Genomic DNA, 17539 nt, shown 5'->3' with positions numbered 1-17539 from the left:
TCCTCTCTCCTTTCGGGGGAGAGGCTGGAGAGGGGTCAAAACAATTTCACTTTCTTATTTCCCTTTACCACCCGGCCGATCACATACGGTTTGGTCGTTTTAAACGGTTTCAACGTTTCGTTCGCATCCCTCTCGGCCACTATCAAAACAAATCCTATCCCCATGTTGAACGTCCGGTACATGTCGTCCTGCGGAACCTTGCCCTTCTTTTGCAGAAGGTCGAATATCGGCAGGACCGGCCAGGAGCCGAGAGAGATCTCCACCCCGCATTTCTCCGGCAGGACCCGGGGGATGTTGTCCAAAAACCCGCCGCCGGTGATATGGGCCATACCCTTGATCAGACCCTTGTCCAACAGCGGAGAGACCGCCCCCAGGAAGGACGGATGGACCTTGAGCATGGCCTCGCCCGCGGTGGACTTTATTTCCGGAAGATAGGTATTGGTCTGGTATCGGCATTTTTCAAAGAGGATCTTGCGGGCCAGCGAATAGCCGTTGGTCTGCAGTCCGTTGGTGGACAGGCCTATCACCAGGTCTCCGGGCTTGATGCTCCTTCCGGTGATCAGCTTCTTCTTCTCCACCACCCCCACGATGAACCCCGCCAGGTCGTAATCGCCGATGGCATACATGCCGGGCATCTCGGCGGTCTCCCCGCCGATCAGCGAACAGCCGTTCTCCTGGCAGGCCTTGGCAAAGCCCTTTACCACCTGCTCCAGGATCCTGGGATCCAGCCGCCCGAAGGCGGCGTAATCCATGAAGAACAGCGGCCGTGCTCCCTGCACCAGGATGTCGTTGACGCAGTGGTTGACCAGGTCCTGGCCCACCGTGTCGTGCCTGTTGGCCATCAGGGCCACTTTGAGCTTGGTGCCCACCCCGTCGCAGGAGGAGACCAGCACCGGTTCCCGGTAGCCCTTCAGCGAGCCGTCGAACAGGGCGCCGAAGCCGCCGATGTCGGTCAGCACGTTCCTGGTGAAGGTGGAGCGGACCAGTTTTTTTATCCTTTGGACCGATTCGGTCCCGGCGTCGATGTTGACGCCCGCATCTTTGTAGCGCATGGTTCCCTTCTTGTCTTTTCCGAGTAAAATGAAATTCAGTTATTTGCCCGCCAGCACCAGCAAATTGTCCTGGTCATCCTGGTTGTCCTTTACCTCCCGAACCTCTTGCTTCAAGATATTAAAACCTTCTTTTTCCAATTCCTTTATAATATCCCCGGGCTTCCCTAAATACCTGTTTACTATCCCGTTGAACATCAGGAGCCGCGTTTCCGGATCAAAAGCTTCCCTTATCTCCGAGATTCTCGGTTCACCGCACATGGTGCATACGTAAAAGACACCCTTTGGCTTCAGCACCCGGTAAGTTTCCTTGAGAACCTTAGCCCTGTCCCCGCCGATGATGCAGTGAAGGCAGTGTCCGTCGATCACGATGTCAAACTCCTCGTCTTTCCATCTTCCCAGGTTCGTAACATCACCGACTTCAAAATCCGCTTTAATGCCTGCCTTGAGAGCCTTCTCTCTGGCCCACTCGACGGCTGTTGGAGCAATGTCAATACCCGATACTTGATATCCTTTTTCCGCAAATAACAGGGCCACATCCCCGGCCCCGCAGCCCAGCTCCAGAACTTTTCCCGCCTTGGGAAAATCGGCTGAAGTGATCAAGCCGAGTATTTCCGCCCGCCATTCGCTCCAGTCCTTGTCATCATTCCAACCATTCAAACCCTTAGCCTTCTTCCGTTGGTACTGGGCTTCGTGTTGAAAGTAATCTGGGTTATGATTCATATATCGACCTCACATCTTCTCCGGGGCGCTGACCCCCAAAAGCCCCAGCCCGTTGGCGAACACTATCCGGGCGGCGTCGCACAGGTCCAGCCGGGCCTGGGTCAGGCCGGCGTCGTCGGTGACCACCCGGTGCTGATGATAAAAAGCATGGAACACCCCGGCCAGATCCTGAAGGTAGGTCGGCAGGCGGTGCGGCTCCCGGGCCAGGGCCGCCCCCAGCACCACCTCGGGAAACTCCAGCAGGGTTTTGATAAGGTTTATCTCCTCCTTCTCCTTGAGCAGACTCAGATCGCTCTTGGCCCGGGCGATGCCCTTCTCCCGGGCATGGTCGATGATGCTGCAGATCCGGGCATGGGCGTACTGAACGTAGAACACCGGATTCTCGTCCGAGTGCTTGCGGGCCAGGTCCAGGTCGAAATCGAACTGGCTCTCGCTGCGCCGCATCAGAAAGAAATACCGCATCACGTCCGGCCCCACCTCGTCCCGCAGTTCGTCCAGGGTGACGATCACCCCGCTGCGCTTGGAGAACTTGACCTCCCGGCCCTCCTCGATCAGGCGGACCATCTGCATCAGGATGAACTCCAGCGAATCCGGATCGTGCCCCAGGGCCTTAGCGGCGCCCTTCATGCGGGGAACGTCCCCGTGGTGGTCGGCCCCCCAGACGTAGATCAGCCTTTTGAACCCCCGGCCGAACTTGTTCAGCATGTAGGCGATGTCGGCCGCAAAGTAGGTGTGCTCGCCGGTGGATTTTATCACCACCCGGTCCTTCTCGTCGCCAAACTCGCTGGCCTTGAAGAACTGCGCCCCGTCCTGATCGTAGAGATAGCCCTTCTTCTTCAGTTCTTCCAATGATCTGCTGATGGCCCCGGATCCCACCAGGCCGACCTCGGAGAACCATTCATCGAACTCCACCTTCAGGTCTTTTAACGACAGCTTCAGGTTCTCCAGCATGCCGTCCCGCGAGATCCTGGTGGCCTCGGACAGCAGTTGGTCGGGCGGAAGGGCCTTTAGCCGGTCACCCTGCTCGGAATCCAGCCGGGCGGCGAAATCCTTGAGGTACTCGCCCTGATATCCCCCCTCGGGAAACTCAAAGGACCGGCCCCAGATCTGATTCAAGCGGGCCAGCACCGAGCGGCCCAGCTTGTCGATCTGGTTGCCGGCGTCGTTTATGTAATACTCCCTATGGACCTGGTAGCCCACGCACTGCAACAGCCGGGTGATGGCATCGCCCACGAAGGCTCCCCTTCCGTGGCCCACGTGCAGGGGCCCGGTGGGATTGACCGAGACGAACTCCACCTGTACCTTTTCCCCTTTCCCGTGGTCGCAGCAGCCGAAGGAATTCTTCCTGTCCAGCAGGGTCACCAGCTCGCTGTACAGCCAGCCGGAGGCCAGCTTGAAATTTATGAAGCCCGGCCCGGCCACCTCGGTCTGGGACACCAGCTCGGGATCAAGCTTCAGCGAGGCCGTGATCCTGTCGGCCAGCTTCCGGGGATTCTCCTTCAGGCTCTTGGACAGGTTCAGGGCGATATTGGTGGACCAATCGCCATGTCCATCCTGCTTGGGCTTCTCCAGCCCGATCTCAGCCAGCGGGATATTAACCCCCAGAATCTGTTCGATGGTTTGGGATATGTTCTTGCGCAGGTAGTCTTTTATCATAAAATATAGCAACCTCTCCCTTCCCTGGCGGGGAAGGGTCGGGGTTAGGTCACTCCTTTATTTCTTCCCTGGGGGCGTCGCCCCACAGGGCTTCCAGGTTGTAATAATCGCGCACCCGGGGCTGCATGATATGCACCACCACGTCCACGTAATCCATCAGCAGCCAGGAGGCGGTCTTTTCGCCCTCGATGTGCAGGGCCTTAATGCCCTTGGGCTGCAGGCCCTCCTCGATGGCCCGGCGGATGGCCCGGATCTGGATGTCGGTGGCGCCGGAGGCGATCACGAAAAAGTCCGCGGCGGTGGAAAGCCCCCTGACGTCCAGCACCGTCACATCGAAGGCCTTCTTGTTGAGGGTCAGCTGGGCGATCTCCCTGGCCAGCAGCTGGCCGGGGCCGGCGACCAGAACCTTGGCCGGGGTTTTGATTTTGGGCGCCGCCGGTTTCTTCCGGGCCAGGCTCTTGGCCTTGGCGGTGCCGGGTTTGATCCTGGACCTTGCTGCAGGCCTCTTCTTCAAGACATCAGAAGCTGATGCCGAGGAAGCCTTTTTTCTTTTCTTTAAGATGATCTTGGCCAATTATTACTGTGACCTCCAATAATGATGTTGGTTCTATTTGGGGTATTATGTTTTTGCATCTGAGCTCCTTGGCCACCAGAATGGCGTTGCTCTGTCCGTCGTCGGCCCGGTCCACCACCACCGTCTCCGGGAAGCTGTCGTTCTCGGCGTTGGCGATGTCCACCACGTCGAAGCCGCTTTTGCGCAGCTGCTGGGCCACTTCCTGTCCCAGGCCGCTTTTCTTGGTCCCGTTGAGCACCTCAACCCGGATCTGGGCCTTTCTCTGCTTGAGATCGGCCTGCCGGTTCTGCCGCCATCGCAGATAGACCGAACCGCCGATGACCGCCAGTACGATGATCAGGAATATCACCGCCAGTGGCAGGTATTTGTTGCGGCCGGTCTTGGCCGGGCGATTTTTAAAATCAACCGGAGACATTTATAACCTTTATTTCCTTTCAAGCATTTTGAACATTTGTCTTAAGATATTTTTCGCACTCCACCAACTCCTCCGGGGTGTTGATGCCCAGCACCTCCCGGCTGTCCTCGACGATCTGGGCCGCGATCTTCATCCCTTTTGCTCTGAATATCCCGATCACGTCGGTCAGATAATATTCGCCCTGCTTGTTATTGGGCTTTAACTGTGAGAGGGCCTCTACCAACTTCTGATTTTCAAAGGAATAGATGGCGGGGTTGATCTCCCTGACCGCCAGCTCTTCCGGCGATGCGTCCCTGGCCTCCACGATCTTGGTTACGGAGCCGCCGGCATCCCGGATCACCCGGCCGTAACCACCCGGCTGGTCGATGATCGTGCTTAGCATGGTGCAGGCGTTGCGCTCTTCCCGGTGTTTTTTGAGCAATGAGATGATGGTGGCCGGCTTGATCAGCGGCACGTCGCCGTAGAGCACCAGCAGTTCGCCGGCGAATTTTTCGATGATGGGCAGGGCCTGCATCACCGCGTGGCCGGTGCCCTTCTGTTCGGGCTGAAGCACGAACTCGACTTTGAGATCATTCAGCGCTTCTCTGACCTTATCGGCCTGGTGGCCGACGATGACCACGGTCCGGGCCACCCCGGCCTTCTGGGCCGAGCGCACCACGTGCTCCACCAGCGGCTTTCCGCACAGGGGATGCAGCACCTTGGCCAGGCCGGACTTCATCCTGGTTCCCTGGCCCGCCGCCAGTATCAGGCAGATGCAGTCTCTCATAGCTTGGTCTTTTTGGCGATGCGGTTCCTGTCGTCCACGCAAACGATCTTCGGTTTGTGCTTCCTGGCCTCGGCGTCCTCCTTGTAGCAGGAGGAGATGATGATGATCTTGTCGCCGGCCAAGCCCAGCCGCGCCGCCGCCCCGTTGAGGGTGATGGTGCCGGACCTCTTGGGGGCCTTGATGACATAGGTCTCGAAGCGGTTCCCGTTGTTGATATTCACCACCTGCACGATCTCGTTGGGCAGGATGTCGGCCGCTTCCATCAGCAGTTCGTCGACGGCGATGGAGCCGGAGTAGTGCAGGTTGGCCCCGCTTAGGGTGGCGCGGTGGATCTTGGATTTGCAGAGAATGCGGAACATGGGTGCCTTTCTATGTTATAAGCAATTATATTATGACTTGAAATATTACTTCGTAGACAATATTTTTGTTATGCTGTAATAAATCCAACACAATATGCTAACAAACAGTATCATAGAAATAATGTATAAGTTCATTTCGACAGAAGGTTTTTGCTGTAGGGTTTTTTGAAATAATAACGCCAATGAATCTATAACCATGCCTATGACAAGTAATATCATGGGGATTTTATAGTTAATTTTAATTTCGTTGATTGCTTTTATGCTATCAAACCATTTTTGGTAATGATGAATTTCAGTAAAACCACTAGTATTAGTTTTCATTTCTTTTTTAATATCAATAAATTTTTGCTTATCTTCAATATTACTTTCATCAAATTTAGTAACTGCAATAATATTACCTTGCGAAGAAGCAATGAAGTTTTTGCATGTTTCAATTATTTGGCTGCTCATTTGTATTTTGAAAACAATAAACAGACCATATATTGAAAATATCGCAGCTTTTACTTGAATTAAAGAACTGTAGAAATAAAAACCAGTGCTATCAGAACCGTTATTAAAAAGCCAAATCATTTTATCACCGTATTATCAATTAGGCGAGCATTGGGAAATTTGATAGCAATTGCGATCAGAGTATTACCCTGAATTAGTTTTACAGGTTTTAAAGATACGTTATCGACGATCTCGATATAATCTATCTCCCCCAGCGGCGCATCACGATACAACAACTTGACCATCTCCGCCTTTACTGCCTTTACCACCTTTACCCCGTTTCTTACTTTTAGTTGCGCCAAGTATAGCGCCCTGCTCAGAGCCACCGCCTGCTTCCTTTCCTCCAATGTCAGATACGCATTGCGCGAGCTCATGGCCAGGCCGTCCGCTTCCCGGACTATCGGCCCGCCGAGGATCTTCACCGGCAGGTCCAGGTCCTTTGTCATCTGCCTGATCACCGCCAGCTGCTGGGCGTCCTTCTGCCCGAAGACCGCCGCGTCCGGCTGGACGATGTTGAACAGTTTGCTTACCACCGTGGCCACGCCCCTGAAATGTCCGGGTCGCGAGGCCCCGCATAACCCTAGGGTCAACCCTTCGACATTAATAAATGTGGAAAAACCTTCGGGATAGACTTCTTTGACATTTGGGGAAAAGATCAGATCGGCCCCGGCGGACTGGCAGAGCGCGGCATCCTTCTTCAGGTTCCGGGGATATTTCTTGTAATCCTCCTTGGGGCCGAACTGGGTGGGATTCACAAAAATAGAAACCACCACAAAGTCCGAATTCTTCCTGGCCAGCCGTATCAGTGACAGATGCCCGTGGTGCAACGCCCCCATGGTGGGCACAAAGCCTATCCGCTTGCCCCGCTTCTTCTGCAGAGCAATGATCTGTCTGACTTGTTTTATGGTTTTAATTATCTTCATAAAATTTAACCGCGAAGACGCTAAGTTCGCTAAGGTTTCTTATACTTATAGGTTATTGACAATACGTTTGATGCCATCTTTCATGATCGTTACGTTCCAATTAAATAAAAAACCTAAGTTCATCCCGCTTAGTTTCAGATAAGTCAACAACTGGGCCTGGTGTATTGGCATTATTTTTTCAACTGTTTTATTTTCAATTACTATTAACCCATCTACCACAATATCCATTCTATAACCCGCATCGATCTTCATCCCATCATACGTTACAGGCATTGCCACCTCAGAATCCACCTTCAGCCCTCTTTTCTTTAACTCATATATCAAACATTGCTGGTAGGCTGATTCCAACAGACCTGGCCCAAGCGCCTTGTGCACCTTGATGGCTGCATCAACTATCTCACTGGCAATTTATTCTATGTCCATAGCTATTTTTCCGTGCCATTATTATTAAATACTTCGCGGCCTTTGCGTCTTTGCGGTTCAGTTAGACCTATTCCTCCGAGAAACTCTCCTCCATGTTCGGAAAACTCTTCCCCTTGACATCCCCGATGTACCCCTTGAACGCCTGCCTCATGTCCTTGGCTATGTGAGCATACTGCCGCACGAACTTGGGGACAAAGTCCTCGAACCGCCCGTCCATGTCGTCCACCACCAGGATCTGCCCGTCGCAGTGCGGCCCGGCCCCTATGCCGATGGTGGGGATGCTGAGTTCCTGGCTGACCTTCTGGGCCACCTGGTGGGGGATCTTCTCCAGCACTATGGCGAAACAGCCGGCGCTCTCCAGGGCCTTGGCCGCCGCCAGCAGGCGCTCGGCCGACTCCTTGTCCTTGGCCTGCAGCTGGTAGCCCCCGAACTTGTGGATGGACTGGGGGGTCAGCCCCAGGTGGCCCATCACCGGGATGCCGCGCTCCACCAGGTTCTTGACGATGGGGGCCGCCACCCGGCCGCCCTCGATCTTGACCGCCTCGGCCCCCGATTCCTTGAGGAACCGGCCGGCGTTGTAGGCCGCGTCGGCGATGGAGGTCTGGTAGGAAAGGAACGGCATGTCGGCCACCACCATGGCCCGCTTGACCCCGCGCTTGACCGCGGCGGTATGGTACAGCATGGCCTCCATGGTGATCGGCAGGGTGTTCTCGTAGCCGGCGAAGACCATGGCCGCCGAGTCGCCCACCAGGATCAGGTCTATCCCGCACTCATCCAGCAGCCGGGCGGTAAGAAAATCGTAGGCCGTCAGGCTGGCTATCTTCTCGCCCTTCTGCTTCATTTTAAGCAGTGTCCGGGTGGTTACTTTATCGGTATTCATCTGTCTTACCACCTTAAATGTTATTTCGTTTCTGATTTCGGCCTAAATACAAATATGTCATTCAATTACGAAACCAAAACCCCTAGCAAGAATACACCAAAACGACATAAAAATCAAGCAAAAAAGCCCCTGGGGAAAAGCCCGGGAGATTTTTACTTTTCGTTTTTTCTTGACTTTAAAATATAAGATGGTATCATTGAACTGTATGAAATTAGCACAGATTTTTCCCTATCTGTCCCACCTTTCCCTGACCCCCAGGCAGATAGCCGGCTTCAACCGGATGATAACCCGCGGCACCGCCTATGCCGGAAGGCTGACCGCCCAGGAGAGGGCGATCCTGATCCGCCTGTTGCGCGAGGAGGATGTGCTGCCCGGGATGTCCCATGTGATCACCGAGAAAGTATCGGCGGAAAAGGGCAATAACGACCTGCCGTCTCTGTTGTTCGGAGTGCTGGCCCCTGACTGGGCCGGGCTGGCTGACGCCTGCCTGGGGACGGTGCATGAGGCTGGCCTGAACATTGCCTATACCCACGGCTTTATTCTGCGGAGAAACCGGGAGAAACTGGGGGTGGTGTTGATGGAGGTGGAACTGCCCCCCCATTTGACCCAGAAGGCCCTGGATATAGCCCGGGCCAAGATCCAGGAAAGGCTGAGCATCATCGCCTCCGAGGATGCCGCCAAACGGACCCTTCAGCGTCAGGAGGCCAGGAGGCTCTACGCATTCACCACCGTCACCGACCTGCTGCGGGGCAAACTGTCGGCCGATGACCTGAAGGAGATCATGGGCGACGGCGGCGAGGCCCTCAAGTTTTTCATGTCGCGGCATGAATCATACATCAATCAGCGCACTCTGGGATCCATTGCCGATCAGATCCTGGGAAATTATGTCATGAAGAAGAGCATCCGGTCCGGGCATTCTTCGCTGGAAATTTCTTTCCAACAGGTGCCATACAACAGCAAGACCCTGAACGGAGTGACGGTCATCACCAAGGAACAGAGCATCACCTTCGAACGATTGATGAGACTGATAAATGAGCTGGTACCCCAGAACCACCGCTATGACGATTATGCCTACTTCACCGCCGACAAATTATCCGTCTTTCATGTGGAGATGACCAACCAGCAGGACCAGCCGATAGTCCTGGATCTTCAGGACAAACTGGCTGAAGCTATCCGGGAGATCCCGTCGCAAAAGGAGACTCTGGGCCCCACCCCGGGGGTGGAGCTGATCCGCCGCAAGATAGTTCCGCTGATGATAGACGAGGAAAAGGATATCAAGATCCCCCAGGGCTATATCCACCCCCATGCCCCGGATCATTTCAAGGCTATAATCGTGGCCTCCGGCAACGACAAGGGCTTCGGGCTGGAAGTGGTGGGGGCCCTGACCTCGGTGCCGGGATTCTCGGCCGCCATGCCGGATAAGCCCAACATCATGACCAATATTCAGAACGGCAAGGAGCACCAGCAGGAGATATCCATCATTGATATCTGGATCGACCGCAGGACCCTGTTCGGGATCAAGCGGGAGAATTGGAACGACGAGGAGATCTACAACCGGATCGAACAGGCCATCAAGACCATCCCTGGGTTCGGTCCCAAGCTCCGGATATTCGACCGCACCAGCCGGGCCCTGCGCCAGATGCGCCTGAAGGCTGTCTCCGAACTGGCTGAAAAACTGAACATCCCGGGTGATCAAATAAAATCCCTCTTCTACAGCATCGGCGACCGATGCCTGCTCAACCCGGAGGTCACCAACGATGCCATCTTCGCCCAGGTCAAGCTGGAGTATCAGGCCCATAACCAGCTTCTCTCCGGGCGGCCGATCTCCGTTATTTTTAAGCAGATGAAACTGACCGATAACGATCCCAGTTTCACGGCCCTGGCCGTGGCCTTCAGGTACAATCAGGACCGGCTTAAGGGGATATTTGAGGCCGTAAAAAAATACCAGGCCAACTCCGTCTGCCGGACAGATTTTGAGGATATCACCCTGCTGCTTTTCAACCTCACCTCCGGCTCCGCCCCACTGAAGCCGGCCCAGATCGAAAGCCTGAGCTCTGTTCTGGAGGGGCTGGCCTAGCATGAACCAGTTCATCACCTTTGACCTCTGGGAGACCCTGATCGCCGATTCGCCGGAACTGGACGGCAGCCGGGCCGAATATCGGGTAAAAAACATTCATTCTCTGCTGTCGCAAATGCAGCCCGGGATAGATATCAATGACATATACCGGGCCCACGAAAAAACCTGGCAGGAATGTTCGGTCTTATGGGAAAAAGCCCGGGACCTGGCCTTTCCCGACCAGGTCCGGCTTTTTGTTGGGCTGATAGGCGGCAATTTATTGACCACACTGAACCAACGCGATTTCCAGACGATTGCAGAGGCTTACTCCGGAGCCGTCCTTCAATTCCGGCCCCGGCTGATCGCAGGCGCCCGGGAGACATTGGCCCAGCTGGCTTACCGGGGTTGCAAGATGGGACTGATCTGTAATACCGGAAGGACTCCCGGGTTCATATTGAGAAAGCTGCTTGAAGATTATGATATATTAAGATACTTTAATAGCGCCCTGTTCTCAGACGAGACCATCATCCGCAAGCCCGACGCCGCAATTTTTGAAACGGCCCTCCGGGAGCTGGGGGCCGATAGGGGGCAGACGGTACATGTGGGGGACAGCTGGGAGAATGACATCCTGGGAGCCCGGGCCTCCGGGATCAGGACGGTTTGGGTCTCCCCTCAAGGCCAGGGACCGGGTGGTTGCCCGGTTATCAAAAGCGTTGCCGAACTGCCGGAGGCTTTGGATAAAATCTGAACGATCAATAAAAAAAGCCCGGTCCTTTTGGGACCGGGCTTTTAAAATCCTGGATCATTTTTTTGCCGTCTCCTCGGGCAAAGACTGATTGAGCTTTGCCATCAATTCATCGACATCAATGCCATGGGCTGCCGCCCCCTGCTCCACCGTCTCCCGATAAGCCACGTTGCAGCCGATGCAAAAAAGTCCATGCTCGAAAAATACCTTTATGCTTTGGGGATATTTATTGACCACATCCATGATGGTCATATCCCTGGTTATCTTTTCCATCATCTCTCATCCCTTAAATATTCTTAAGTTTTGAATGGTATAATAAAATGTCCTGATTGTCAAGGGTTAAATCAAACATAAAAGCGACAGCCGCAAACTGGCTGTCGCTTTTTTAATACTGTTCCCTATTGCTTTTTCATGGGCTGGCCGCAGCACTCCTTGGGAAGGCTGGATGTCTGGCCGCATTTTTCGCATTTATAGGTCAGCTTGCTTCCGCAACCGCAGGAATTGCACATCTTCAATCTCCTTTTTTCTATTATTGTTTGACTTTTCAATTCGGCATTCAATTATCCCCCCAAAATCCCGCTTTGTCAAGCCCCTCCTGTTTTCAGACCATTCAATCCCAATAATCTATCCCCCGCGTCAAGCTACCACCCTGATCCTTCCCGGCTGGCCATATTCCGGGCCCACCAGGATGGCCCCCAAACGTTTCATGGTTTCCAGGTATTCCACCGCCTGGTGGGTTATGCGCTCGCCGGGAACGATCACCGGGATCCCCGGCGGATAAACGGTGAAGAACTCGGTGGATATCTCGCCCACCGCCTCTTTCAGCTTGACCATCTTATAGGTCGAGAAGAAAGCTTCGCGCGGGGTCAGCGACATGGCCGGGTAATTGGAGGGGAATTGGATATCCAGTTTTTGCAGCGGGCCGCGGCCATACTGCGACGAGGCCATGGCCTTCAGGGCCCGCAGCAGCCGGTCGGCCTCGGGCTTCCCGTCGGCTATGGAGAATATGAACGCCACATGGTCCCAGTCGGCCATCTCGGCCTGGATGTTGTATCTCTCGTTCAGTATCCTGCTGGCCTGATAACCGGTAAGTCCCAGCTTGTCCACGAACACGATCAGCTTGGTGGGATCAAGTTTGAACGGTTTGACGTCCTCCGGATTCAGGCAGTACAGCCCCTTTATTTTGTTTATGGAATTGCGCAGTTTGACCGAGATGGCGATGGACCTTTCCAAAAGCTCCTGCCCATTGATGGCCATCTGGCGCCGGGCCAGGTCCAGCGAGGTCATCAGCAGATATGACGGGCTGGTGCTCTGGGTAAGCAACAAGACCTCCTCCAGGTCCCGGATATCGATGTTGGGGCCCTTGACGTGCAGCATGGAGGCCTGGGTCAGCCCCGATATTATTTTGTGCGAACTCTCCACGCAGATATCGGCTCCCGCCTCCATGGCCGAAACAGGCAATGCGGGATGAAATAACAGGTGCGGGCCGTGGGCCTGGTCCACCATCACTATCCGGTCGTTGAGATGGGAGAGCTTGACGATCTTCCCCAGGTCGCAGCAGATGCCGTGATAGGTGGGCGAGGAGACGAATACCGCCCGGGCGCCGGGGTTTTTGATCAGGGCCTTTTCCACCGCCTGGGGCGAGACGTTCATAATAAGGCCCCATTCCCGGTTGACCTCGGGATGGATGTAGATGGGCAGGGCCCCGGACATGATCAGCCCGGATATCACCGATTTGTGGGTATGGCGGGGAACAATGATCTTGTCGCCGGGAAACAGCACCCCCATCAGCATGCTCAAATTGCCGCCGGTGGAACCGTTGATCAGAAAATAGCTTCTATCGGCATGATAGGCCCCTGCCGCCAAAGCCTGGGCCTGCTTGATGACCCCGGTGGGGTGGAACAGGCAGTCGGTCTCGGGCAGCACCGTCAGGTCCATTCTGAAGATATCATCGCCCACCAGCCGGCGCCAGGCCTTATCGATCCCCCGGCCTTGTTTGTGGCCGGGAGTGTGGAACGGCACCTTGGGCTGTTTGATGTATGAGGCCAGGGCTTCGAACAGCGGCGCCCGGCTTTGGGGCGAATTATGGGGCGATGGACGGTGCTTCATCAGTATCTTAGTGATTTAAAGGTTAGGCGAACTTGGCGGTCAGCAGGTTCTTATCGGTTATCACCCTCTGCTGTTTATCGAAATCTTTACGCAGGAACTTCGGCAGGGCGAACATGCTTAAATGGGTGATGCCGTCATAGTAATCCAGTTTTTTTAGCCCCCGTTTTTTAATCAGGGCATCGATCTGGTCCGGGGAATAGACCAATGGGTCGGCGCCTTTGGAGCCCAGGATGAAACCCCAGGGCAGGCCGAATGAGGGGATTATCACCTGGTATATCCTGGTGACCGGGAAGGCGCTGGAGATGGTGCGGGCGACGGCGGTCAGCATCTGGGTGTCGCCGCTGCGGGTGGTGCCGGCCTGCAGGGTGATCAGGCCCTGAGGCGAAAGCCGCCGGTTCAGCAGTTGGTAGAACTCCCGGGTGTAAAGCTTGAACGAAGGCCCGCCCTCTATGGGCTCGGTCAGGTCGATGATTATCACATCGAAGGTCTCCCGGGTCTTCTGCAGGTAGGCCCGGGCATCCATATAATGCACCTTGGAGCGGCGGTCCTTGAAAGCCCCCCCGGCCCACTGCGGCAGCTCCTTCCGGCAGAACTCCACCAGCTGCTGGTCGATGTCCACCATCACCACCTGCTTGACCGATTTGTGCTTTAGGATGTCGCGCAGGGTCTCGCCCTCGCCGCCGCCCACGATCATCACCTTTTGGGGGTCGGGATGCAGCAACAGAGGGGGGTGCACCAGCGCCTCATGGTAGATGAAAGAATCGCGCTCCGAACTCTGCATCCTTTCGTCAAGGAACAGACAGCGCCCGTAATTATATGTATCGACGATGTCTATCTTCTGGTATTTGGTCTGGGTGCTGACCACCGTTTTTTTAACACCGTGCAGATGCATCTCGTCCATCCAGTGTTCAAGGTAATAATTGCTGACCGTCATTTTTCTCCTCCGTTTTGCAGTCTGTTTGGGGAATGTTTACCTTGATCATTATACAATAAACCCCGGTATTTATTCAATCCATAAAACCATATCCATGAAAATGCGGCCCCGGAATGATGGGGCCGCATTGAATAAACCGGCCGGGTCAGAACATAGTGATGAATTTTTCGACCAGAACGGGATCGAACTGGGTCCCGGCAAATTTTTTAAGTTCGGCAACAGACTCTCCATGGCTCATGGCCTTGCTATGGGGCCTATCGCTGGTCATGGCCTCGTAGGCTTCGGCTATGGCCAGCATCCTGCATTCCAGCGGAATGTCCCCGCCGGACAAACCCAGGGGATATCCCTGCCCATTCCACCATTCATGGTGTTTCAGAACCAGATCGGCAACCGGGATCAGATCCGAAGAGAACCGGGCCACATGATAGCCTATCTCGCAATGCCTTTTCATTTCGGCCAGCTCCTGAGGATCCAGCGATTGGGATTTCAACAGTATCTTATCCGATATCCCGATCTTGCCGATATCGCAAAAATTGGCCAACAGCTTCATTTCTTTTATATCGATCTCCGACAGTCCCATGGCCATGGCAAAATGGGTGATCAGATTTTCCAGGCGGATTATCCTTCCCCCGGAGATCACGCCACGGGTCTTTAAGGCTTTGATGAAATTCTGTATCAACAGATCATGATTATCCTGCTTCTGGCGGTACATGATGTTGTCAGCTTCCTTGAAAAGGTCGGTGATGCCCACATTAGCATGGCTGCGTAAAGTATGGCCTATCGATATGCTTAAGGGAAGTTCGGGGTTCTCGGCATTATAGGTGCGGATGGTATGCTTTATCCGGTGACAGATGCCGTCCAGGTCGGCCTGGTTGATATTGGGCAGCAACACCGCAAATTCATCCCCGCCCAGCCTGGCTACCAGATCTCCCCTCCGGCAGGCGTCCCGGATGATGCCCGAAACTGCCATCAGCAGTCCGTCCCCGGTCTTGTGGCCCATAATATCGTTGACCAGCTTCAGGCCGTCCACATCGCACATGATCATGCCCACCGACTCGATCCGTTCCAAATCCAAGCGGCGCATCTCCTCCTCGAAGAAAGCCCGGTTATAGAGCCCGGTCAGGGGATCGTGCAGGCTGATATATTTGAGCTGGTCCTCGGCCTTGCGCCGCTGCAGGGCGACCGAGGCCTGGTTGGAGAAAGTTTCCATCAGGCTGACATTAAAAGGCGGGGCCTGGCTGGGCGATAATATGGCGATATTGCCGAACAGCTCCTCGCTATGGCACAATCCTATGGTGAAAATGTTTTTTAGGGACAGCAGGGATTCGATCTTGCTGCACACCTTTTTGGATATTTTCTTATAGGTAAGGTTATGGAGATCTATCGGTGCATCGACCACCTCGCCGGAGAGATACGCCTCCTTCGCTTCCCGGCTGAGCTTGAAGTCCATGCCTACCGGGTCTGCTTTGATAAGTTTCAAAACGGCATGGTAGTGTTCCTCTATCCCTAGGATATATTTTACCCGAAGCATGTCCGACGATTCGCTATAGGAGCTTACTATCACCATCGAGCTTCCGGCTATCGATTTCACCTTCTCGGCAATATACTTGAACAGATCCTGCTCAACCGGCATCCTGACAAAGTCCATGGCCGTTTTGGACAGGAAATCCAGATCGCCGGAGTATTTGCGCTGTTTTTCCTCCGCCCTCTTCCGGTCGGTGACCTTCCTCACTATGGCGATGATCTGTGAAGCCGACAGGGGCAGCAGCCGGGCCTCGTAGAAGTCCTGCTCACCATCCTTGGTCAGGGAATACTCGGTGACGGTCAGCAGGCCTTTCTCCCTTACCTCACGCAGGGCCTGCCCGACGATCCCGGCGGCTGGTTCCGGCAGGATCTCCCCGATCTTCTTGCCCAGAAATCTCTCGGGCGGCACCAGCAGGTCCGAAAGCCGGCTGGTGTTGTAGTCCAGGATGGTGCCCTCATTATCCAGCAGGAAGAACATGTCTGGCAGGGCTTCAAATATGGCCTTAAGCTCCTGATGGGCCTTGCGGAGGGCCTCCTCGGCCGCTTTTCTGTCGGTAATATCCCTGGCGTTTATCACGATCCCGGAGACCTCGGGGTCGTTCAGCATATTGTTGGCAATGGCTTCGAAAGATCGCCAGCTCCCGTTCTTGTGCCTGGCCCTTACTTCGAAGGCCGGAGAAGCGCCGGGGATCTTTTTCCTTTGCTCCAGGATGCCGCCTATGCCATCGGCATCGTCGGGGTGGATGAAGTCCCGCCCCCCTTTGCCCAGGTATTCGTCAGGCTTATAGCCCAGAATGTTTTCTATCGAAGGTGAGCCGTATTCAAAGACCCCGTTGCTGCCGATAACCAGAATTATATCCGATCCGTTCTCGATCAAGAACCTGAAGTGCTTTTCTTTATCCTTCAGCCGGGAAATATTTTTATGCTTCTCCAGTGCTATCTCGATTGCCGCGACCAGTTCCCGCTCTTCAAACGGTTTGATGAGATATCCGTAGGGCTCGGTTTTTTTAGCCCTGGACAATGTATCGGGATCGGCATAAGCCGTCAAAAATACCACCGGAATATTAAGAAGGGTATGGATTGCATCTGCCGCTGAGATACCATCCATACCCCCTTTTAATACTATATCCATCAACACCAGATCCGGCAGGATATTTTTGGCTTTTTCCACAGCCTCTTCGCCGGAGGTTACTAAATCCAGCACATTGTAGCCCAGAATTTTCAATCGTTTCTCGATATCGGAAGCTACAATTCGCTCATCCTCCACCACCATTATCTGAGCTTTGGGCATAGCTGTCTGCCTTAAATTTTTGTGGTTTTAGATATAACTATCTACAATCTAGTTATTGTTTTATATATCATACTGATATGAATATCAATCCTTATTGATAATTATAAGTTCGTAAAATACAATGAAACAATCAGTTAACCTGCCAAGCAATATTTGGGAAATATAAATATATAATCACCAAACTTATAATATATGCATATTTAATACCTAGGCAGCTATTTATTGCTCCGTCCGCTTAGGATCTCTTCTACCCTTTTGACTAATTCTGGCGGGGAGAACGGCTTGCAAATGTAATCGACAGCGTTCTCCTTGATGGCGGCCATGCGGTCGCCGAAATCTGTTTTGGCCGTCAGCATGGCAATAGGGATGGTGGAGGAGAAATCCATGATCTTCAGGATCTTGATCAGTTCCATGCCGTCCAGCTCCGGCATCATGATATCCAGCAATATCAGGTCCGGCTTGACATGATAGAGTGTCTGCAGTGCCTCGTGGCCTGAAAGCGCGGTTATCACCGTGTAGCCGGCCTCCTCCAGGACCATTTTAACCAGCCCTAAAATATCCTCCTCATCGTCCACCGCCAGAATGATAATTTTGCCCGAAGCATCTGGTGCCATGGCGCTCTC

General features: G+C 54.0%; 18 protein-coding genes. 2 read left to right on the top strand and 16 right to left on the bottom strand.

Going from position 1 to position 17539, the window contains the following annotated elements; all coding sequences use genetic code 11:
* Positions 1-35 precede the first annotated feature (35 nt).
* The 11 genes from purM to panB form a co-directional block, all read right to left on the bottom strand.
* Complete coding sequence (purM, locus tag RDU76_03565) at positions 36-1052, bottom strand: phosphoribosylformylglycinamidine cyclo-ligase (GenBank protein ID MDQ7798010.1); 1017 nt, start codon at positions 1050-1052, stop codon at positions 36-38.
* A 39-nt stretch (positions 1053-1091) separates the two neighbouring features.
* The gene (locus tag RDU76_03560) at positions 1092-1772 is read right to left on the bottom strand and encodes a methyltransferase domain-containing protein (protein MDQ7798009.1); all 681 of its coding nucleotides are present in this window, start codon (positions 1770-1772) and stop codon (positions 1092-1094) included.
* 9 nt (positions 1773-1781) lie between these two features.
* The gene (gene argS, locus RDU76_03555; protein ID MDQ7798008.1) at positions 1782-3428 is read right to left on the bottom strand and encodes an arginine--tRNA ligase; all 1647 of its coding nucleotides are present in this window, start codon (positions 3426-3428) and stop codon (positions 1782-1784) included.
* A gap of 49 nt (positions 3429-3477) precedes the next feature.
* Positions 3478-4002, bottom strand: a complete 525-nt coding sequence (gene rsfS, locus RDU76_03550; protein ID MDQ7798007.1) for a ribosome silencing factor — start codon at positions 4000-4002, stop codon at positions 3478-3480.
* Entirely contained in the window at positions 3947-4417 is a 471-nt protein-coding gene (locus tag RDU76_03545; protein MDQ7798006.1) for a LytR C-terminal domain-containing protein, read from the bottom strand. Before RDU76_03545 ends, rsfS begins: the two co-directional genes overlap by 56 nt.
* 19 nt (positions 4418-4436) lie before the next feature.
* Positions 4437-5183, bottom strand: coding sequence for an NTP transferase domain-containing protein (locus RDU76_03540; GenBank protein MDQ7798005.1), 747 nt, complete (start codon positions 5181-5183; stop codon positions 4437-4439).
* A complete protein-coding gene (locus RDU76_03535; GenBank protein MDQ7798004.1) occupies positions 5180-5542 on the bottom strand; it encodes an aspartate 1-decarboxylase in 363 nt (120 codons plus the stop codon). The genes RDU76_03540 and RDU76_03535 overlap by 4 nt, the downstream gene beginning before the upstream one ends.
* A gap of 45 nt (positions 5543-5587) precedes the next feature.
* Complete coding sequence (locus RDU76_03530; protein MDQ7798003.1) at positions 5588-6112, bottom strand: hypothetical protein; 525 nt, start codon at positions 6110-6112, stop codon at positions 5588-5590.
* Positions 6109-6954, bottom strand: a complete 846-nt coding sequence (panC, locus tag RDU76_03525) for a pantoate--beta-alanine ligase (GenBank protein ID MDQ7798002.1) — start codon at positions 6952-6954, stop codon at positions 6109-6111. The genes RDU76_03530 and panC overlap by 4 nt, the downstream gene beginning before the upstream one ends.
* 45 nt (positions 6955-6999) lie before the next feature.
* A complete protein-coding gene (locus RDU76_03520; protein ID MDQ7798001.1) occupies positions 7000-7350 on the bottom strand; it encodes a GxxExxY protein in 351 nt (116 codons plus the stop codon).
* A 94-nt stretch (positions 7351-7444) separates the two neighbouring features.
* Entirely contained in the window at positions 7445-8257 is an 813-nt protein-coding gene (panB, locus tag RDU76_03515; GenBank protein MDQ7798000.1) for a 3-methyl-2-oxobutanoate hydroxymethyltransferase, read from the bottom strand.
* A gap of 205 nt (positions 8258-8462) precedes the next feature.
* Between panB and RDU76_03510 the strand changes: the two genes are divergently transcribed.
* Both RDU76_03510 and RDU76_03505 read left to right on the top strand, forming a co-directional pair.
* Entirely contained in the window at positions 8463-10334 is a 1872-nt protein-coding gene (locus tag RDU76_03510; protein MDQ7797999.1) for a hypothetical protein, read from the top strand.
* Between the two features lies 1 nt (position 10335).
* Positions 10336-11061 carry an HAD family hydrolase gene (locus tag RDU76_03505; protein MDQ7797998.1) on the top strand — a complete coding sequence of 242 codons (726 nt, stop codon included), beginning with the start codon at positions 10336-10338 and terminating at the stop codon, positions 11059-11061.
* Between the two features lie 54 nt (positions 11062-11115).
* Here RDU76_03505 and RDU76_03500 read toward each other — a convergent pair whose 3' ends face one another.
* From RDU76_03500 to RDU76_03480, 5 genes are all read right to left on the bottom strand, one after another.
* Positions 11116-11334 (bottom strand): DUF1858 domain-containing protein, encoded by a 219-nt coding sequence (locus RDU76_03500; GenBank protein MDQ7797997.1) that lies wholly within the window; start codon positions 11332-11334, stop codon positions 11116-11118.
* Between the two features lie 360 nt (positions 11335-11694).
* Positions 11695-13167, bottom strand: a complete 1473-nt coding sequence (locus RDU76_03495; protein MDQ7797996.1) for an aminotransferase class I/II-fold pyridoxal phosphate-dependent enzyme — start codon at positions 13165-13167, stop codon at positions 11695-11697.
* A gap of 22 nt (positions 13168-13189) precedes the next feature.
* Positions 13190-14101, bottom strand: coding sequence for a polyamine aminopropyltransferase (gene speE / locus RDU76_03490; protein MDQ7797995.1), 912 nt, complete (start codon positions 14099-14101; stop codon positions 13190-13192).
* A 145-nt stretch (positions 14102-14246) separates the two neighbouring features.
* On the bottom strand, positions 14247-16916 hold the full coding sequence (locus RDU76_03485) for a diguanylate cyclase (protein ID MDQ7797994.1): 2670 nt from the start codon (positions 16914-16916) through the stop codon (positions 14247-14249).
* Positions 16917-17131: 215 nt separating this feature from the next.
* A complete protein-coding gene (locus RDU76_03480) occupies positions 17132-17530 on the bottom strand; it encodes a response regulator (GenBank protein MDQ7797993.1) in 399 nt (132 codons plus the stop codon).
* Positions 17531-17539: the final 9 nt, after the last annotated feature.

It is taken from the genome of Candidatus Edwardsbacteria bacterium (genome assembly GCA_031082425.1).
Lineage (GTDB): Bacteria > Edwardsbacteria > AC1 > AC1 > EtOH8 > UBA2226.
Note: the sequence above shows the minus strand (reverse complement) of the source record. Positions and strands in the feature narration are given on the sequence as shown.

Excerpts from the sequence above, each read along its gene's own strand:
- purM (MDQ7798010.1), bottom strand. The coding sequence starts at position 1,052 with ATGCGCTACAAAGATGCGGGCGTCAACATCGACGCCGGGACCGAATCG.
- RDU76_03560 (MDQ7798009.1), bottom strand. The coding sequence starts at position 1,772 with ATGAATCATAACCCAGATTACTTTCAACACGAAGCCCAGTACCAACGG.
- argS (MDQ7798008.1), bottom strand. The coding sequence starts at position 3,428 with ATGATAAAAGACTACCTGCGCAAGAACATATCCCAAACCATCGAACAG.
- RDU76_03545 (MDQ7798006.1), bottom strand. The coding sequence starts at position 4,417 with ATGTCTCCGGTTGATTTTAAAAATCGCCCGGCCAAGACCGGCCGCAAC.
- RDU76_03540 (MDQ7798005.1), bottom strand. The coding sequence starts at position 5,183 with ATGAGAGACTGCATCTGCCTGATACTGGCGGCGGGCCAGGGAACCAGG.
- RDU76_03535 (MDQ7798004.1), bottom strand. The coding sequence starts at position 5,542 with ATGTTCCGCATTCTCTGCAAATCCAAGATCCACCGCGCCACCCTAAGC.
- RDU76_03530 (MDQ7798003.1), bottom strand. The coding sequence starts at position 6,112 with ATGATTTGGCTTTTTAATAACGGTTCTGATAGCACTGGTTTTTATTTC.
- panC (MDQ7798002.1), bottom strand. The coding sequence starts at position 6,954 with ATGAAGATAATTAAAACCATAAAACAAGTCAGACAGATCATTGCTCTG.
- panB (MDQ7798000.1), bottom strand. The coding sequence starts at position 8,257 with ATGAATACCGATAAAGTAACCACCCGGACACTGCTTAAAATGAAGCAG.
- RDU76_03510 (MDQ7797999.1), top strand. The coding sequence starts at position 8,463 with ATGAAATTAGCACAGATTTTTCCCTATCTGTCCCACCTTTCCCTGACC.
- RDU76_03505 (MDQ7797998.1), top strand. The coding sequence starts at position 10,336 with ATGAACCAGTTCATCACCTTTGACCTCTGGGAGACCCTGATCGCCGAT.
- RDU76_03500 (MDQ7797997.1), bottom strand. The coding sequence starts at position 11,334 with ATGATGGAAAAGATAACCAGGGATATGACCATCATGGATGTGGTCAAT.
- RDU76_03495 (MDQ7797996.1), bottom strand. The coding sequence starts at position 13,167 with ATGAAGCACCGTCCATCGCCCCATAATTCGCCCCAAAGCCGGGCGCCG.
- speE (MDQ7797995.1), bottom strand. The coding sequence starts at position 14,101 with ATGACGGTCAGCAATTATTACCTTGAACACTGGATGGACGAGATGCAT.
- RDU76_03485 (MDQ7797994.1), bottom strand. The coding sequence starts at position 16,916 with ATGCCCAAAGCTCAGATAATGGTGGTGGAGGATGAGCGAATTGTAGCT.
- RDU76_03480 (MDQ7797993.1), bottom strand. The coding sequence starts at position 17,530 with ATGGCACCAGATGCTTCGGGCAAAATTATCATTCTGGCGGTGGACGAT.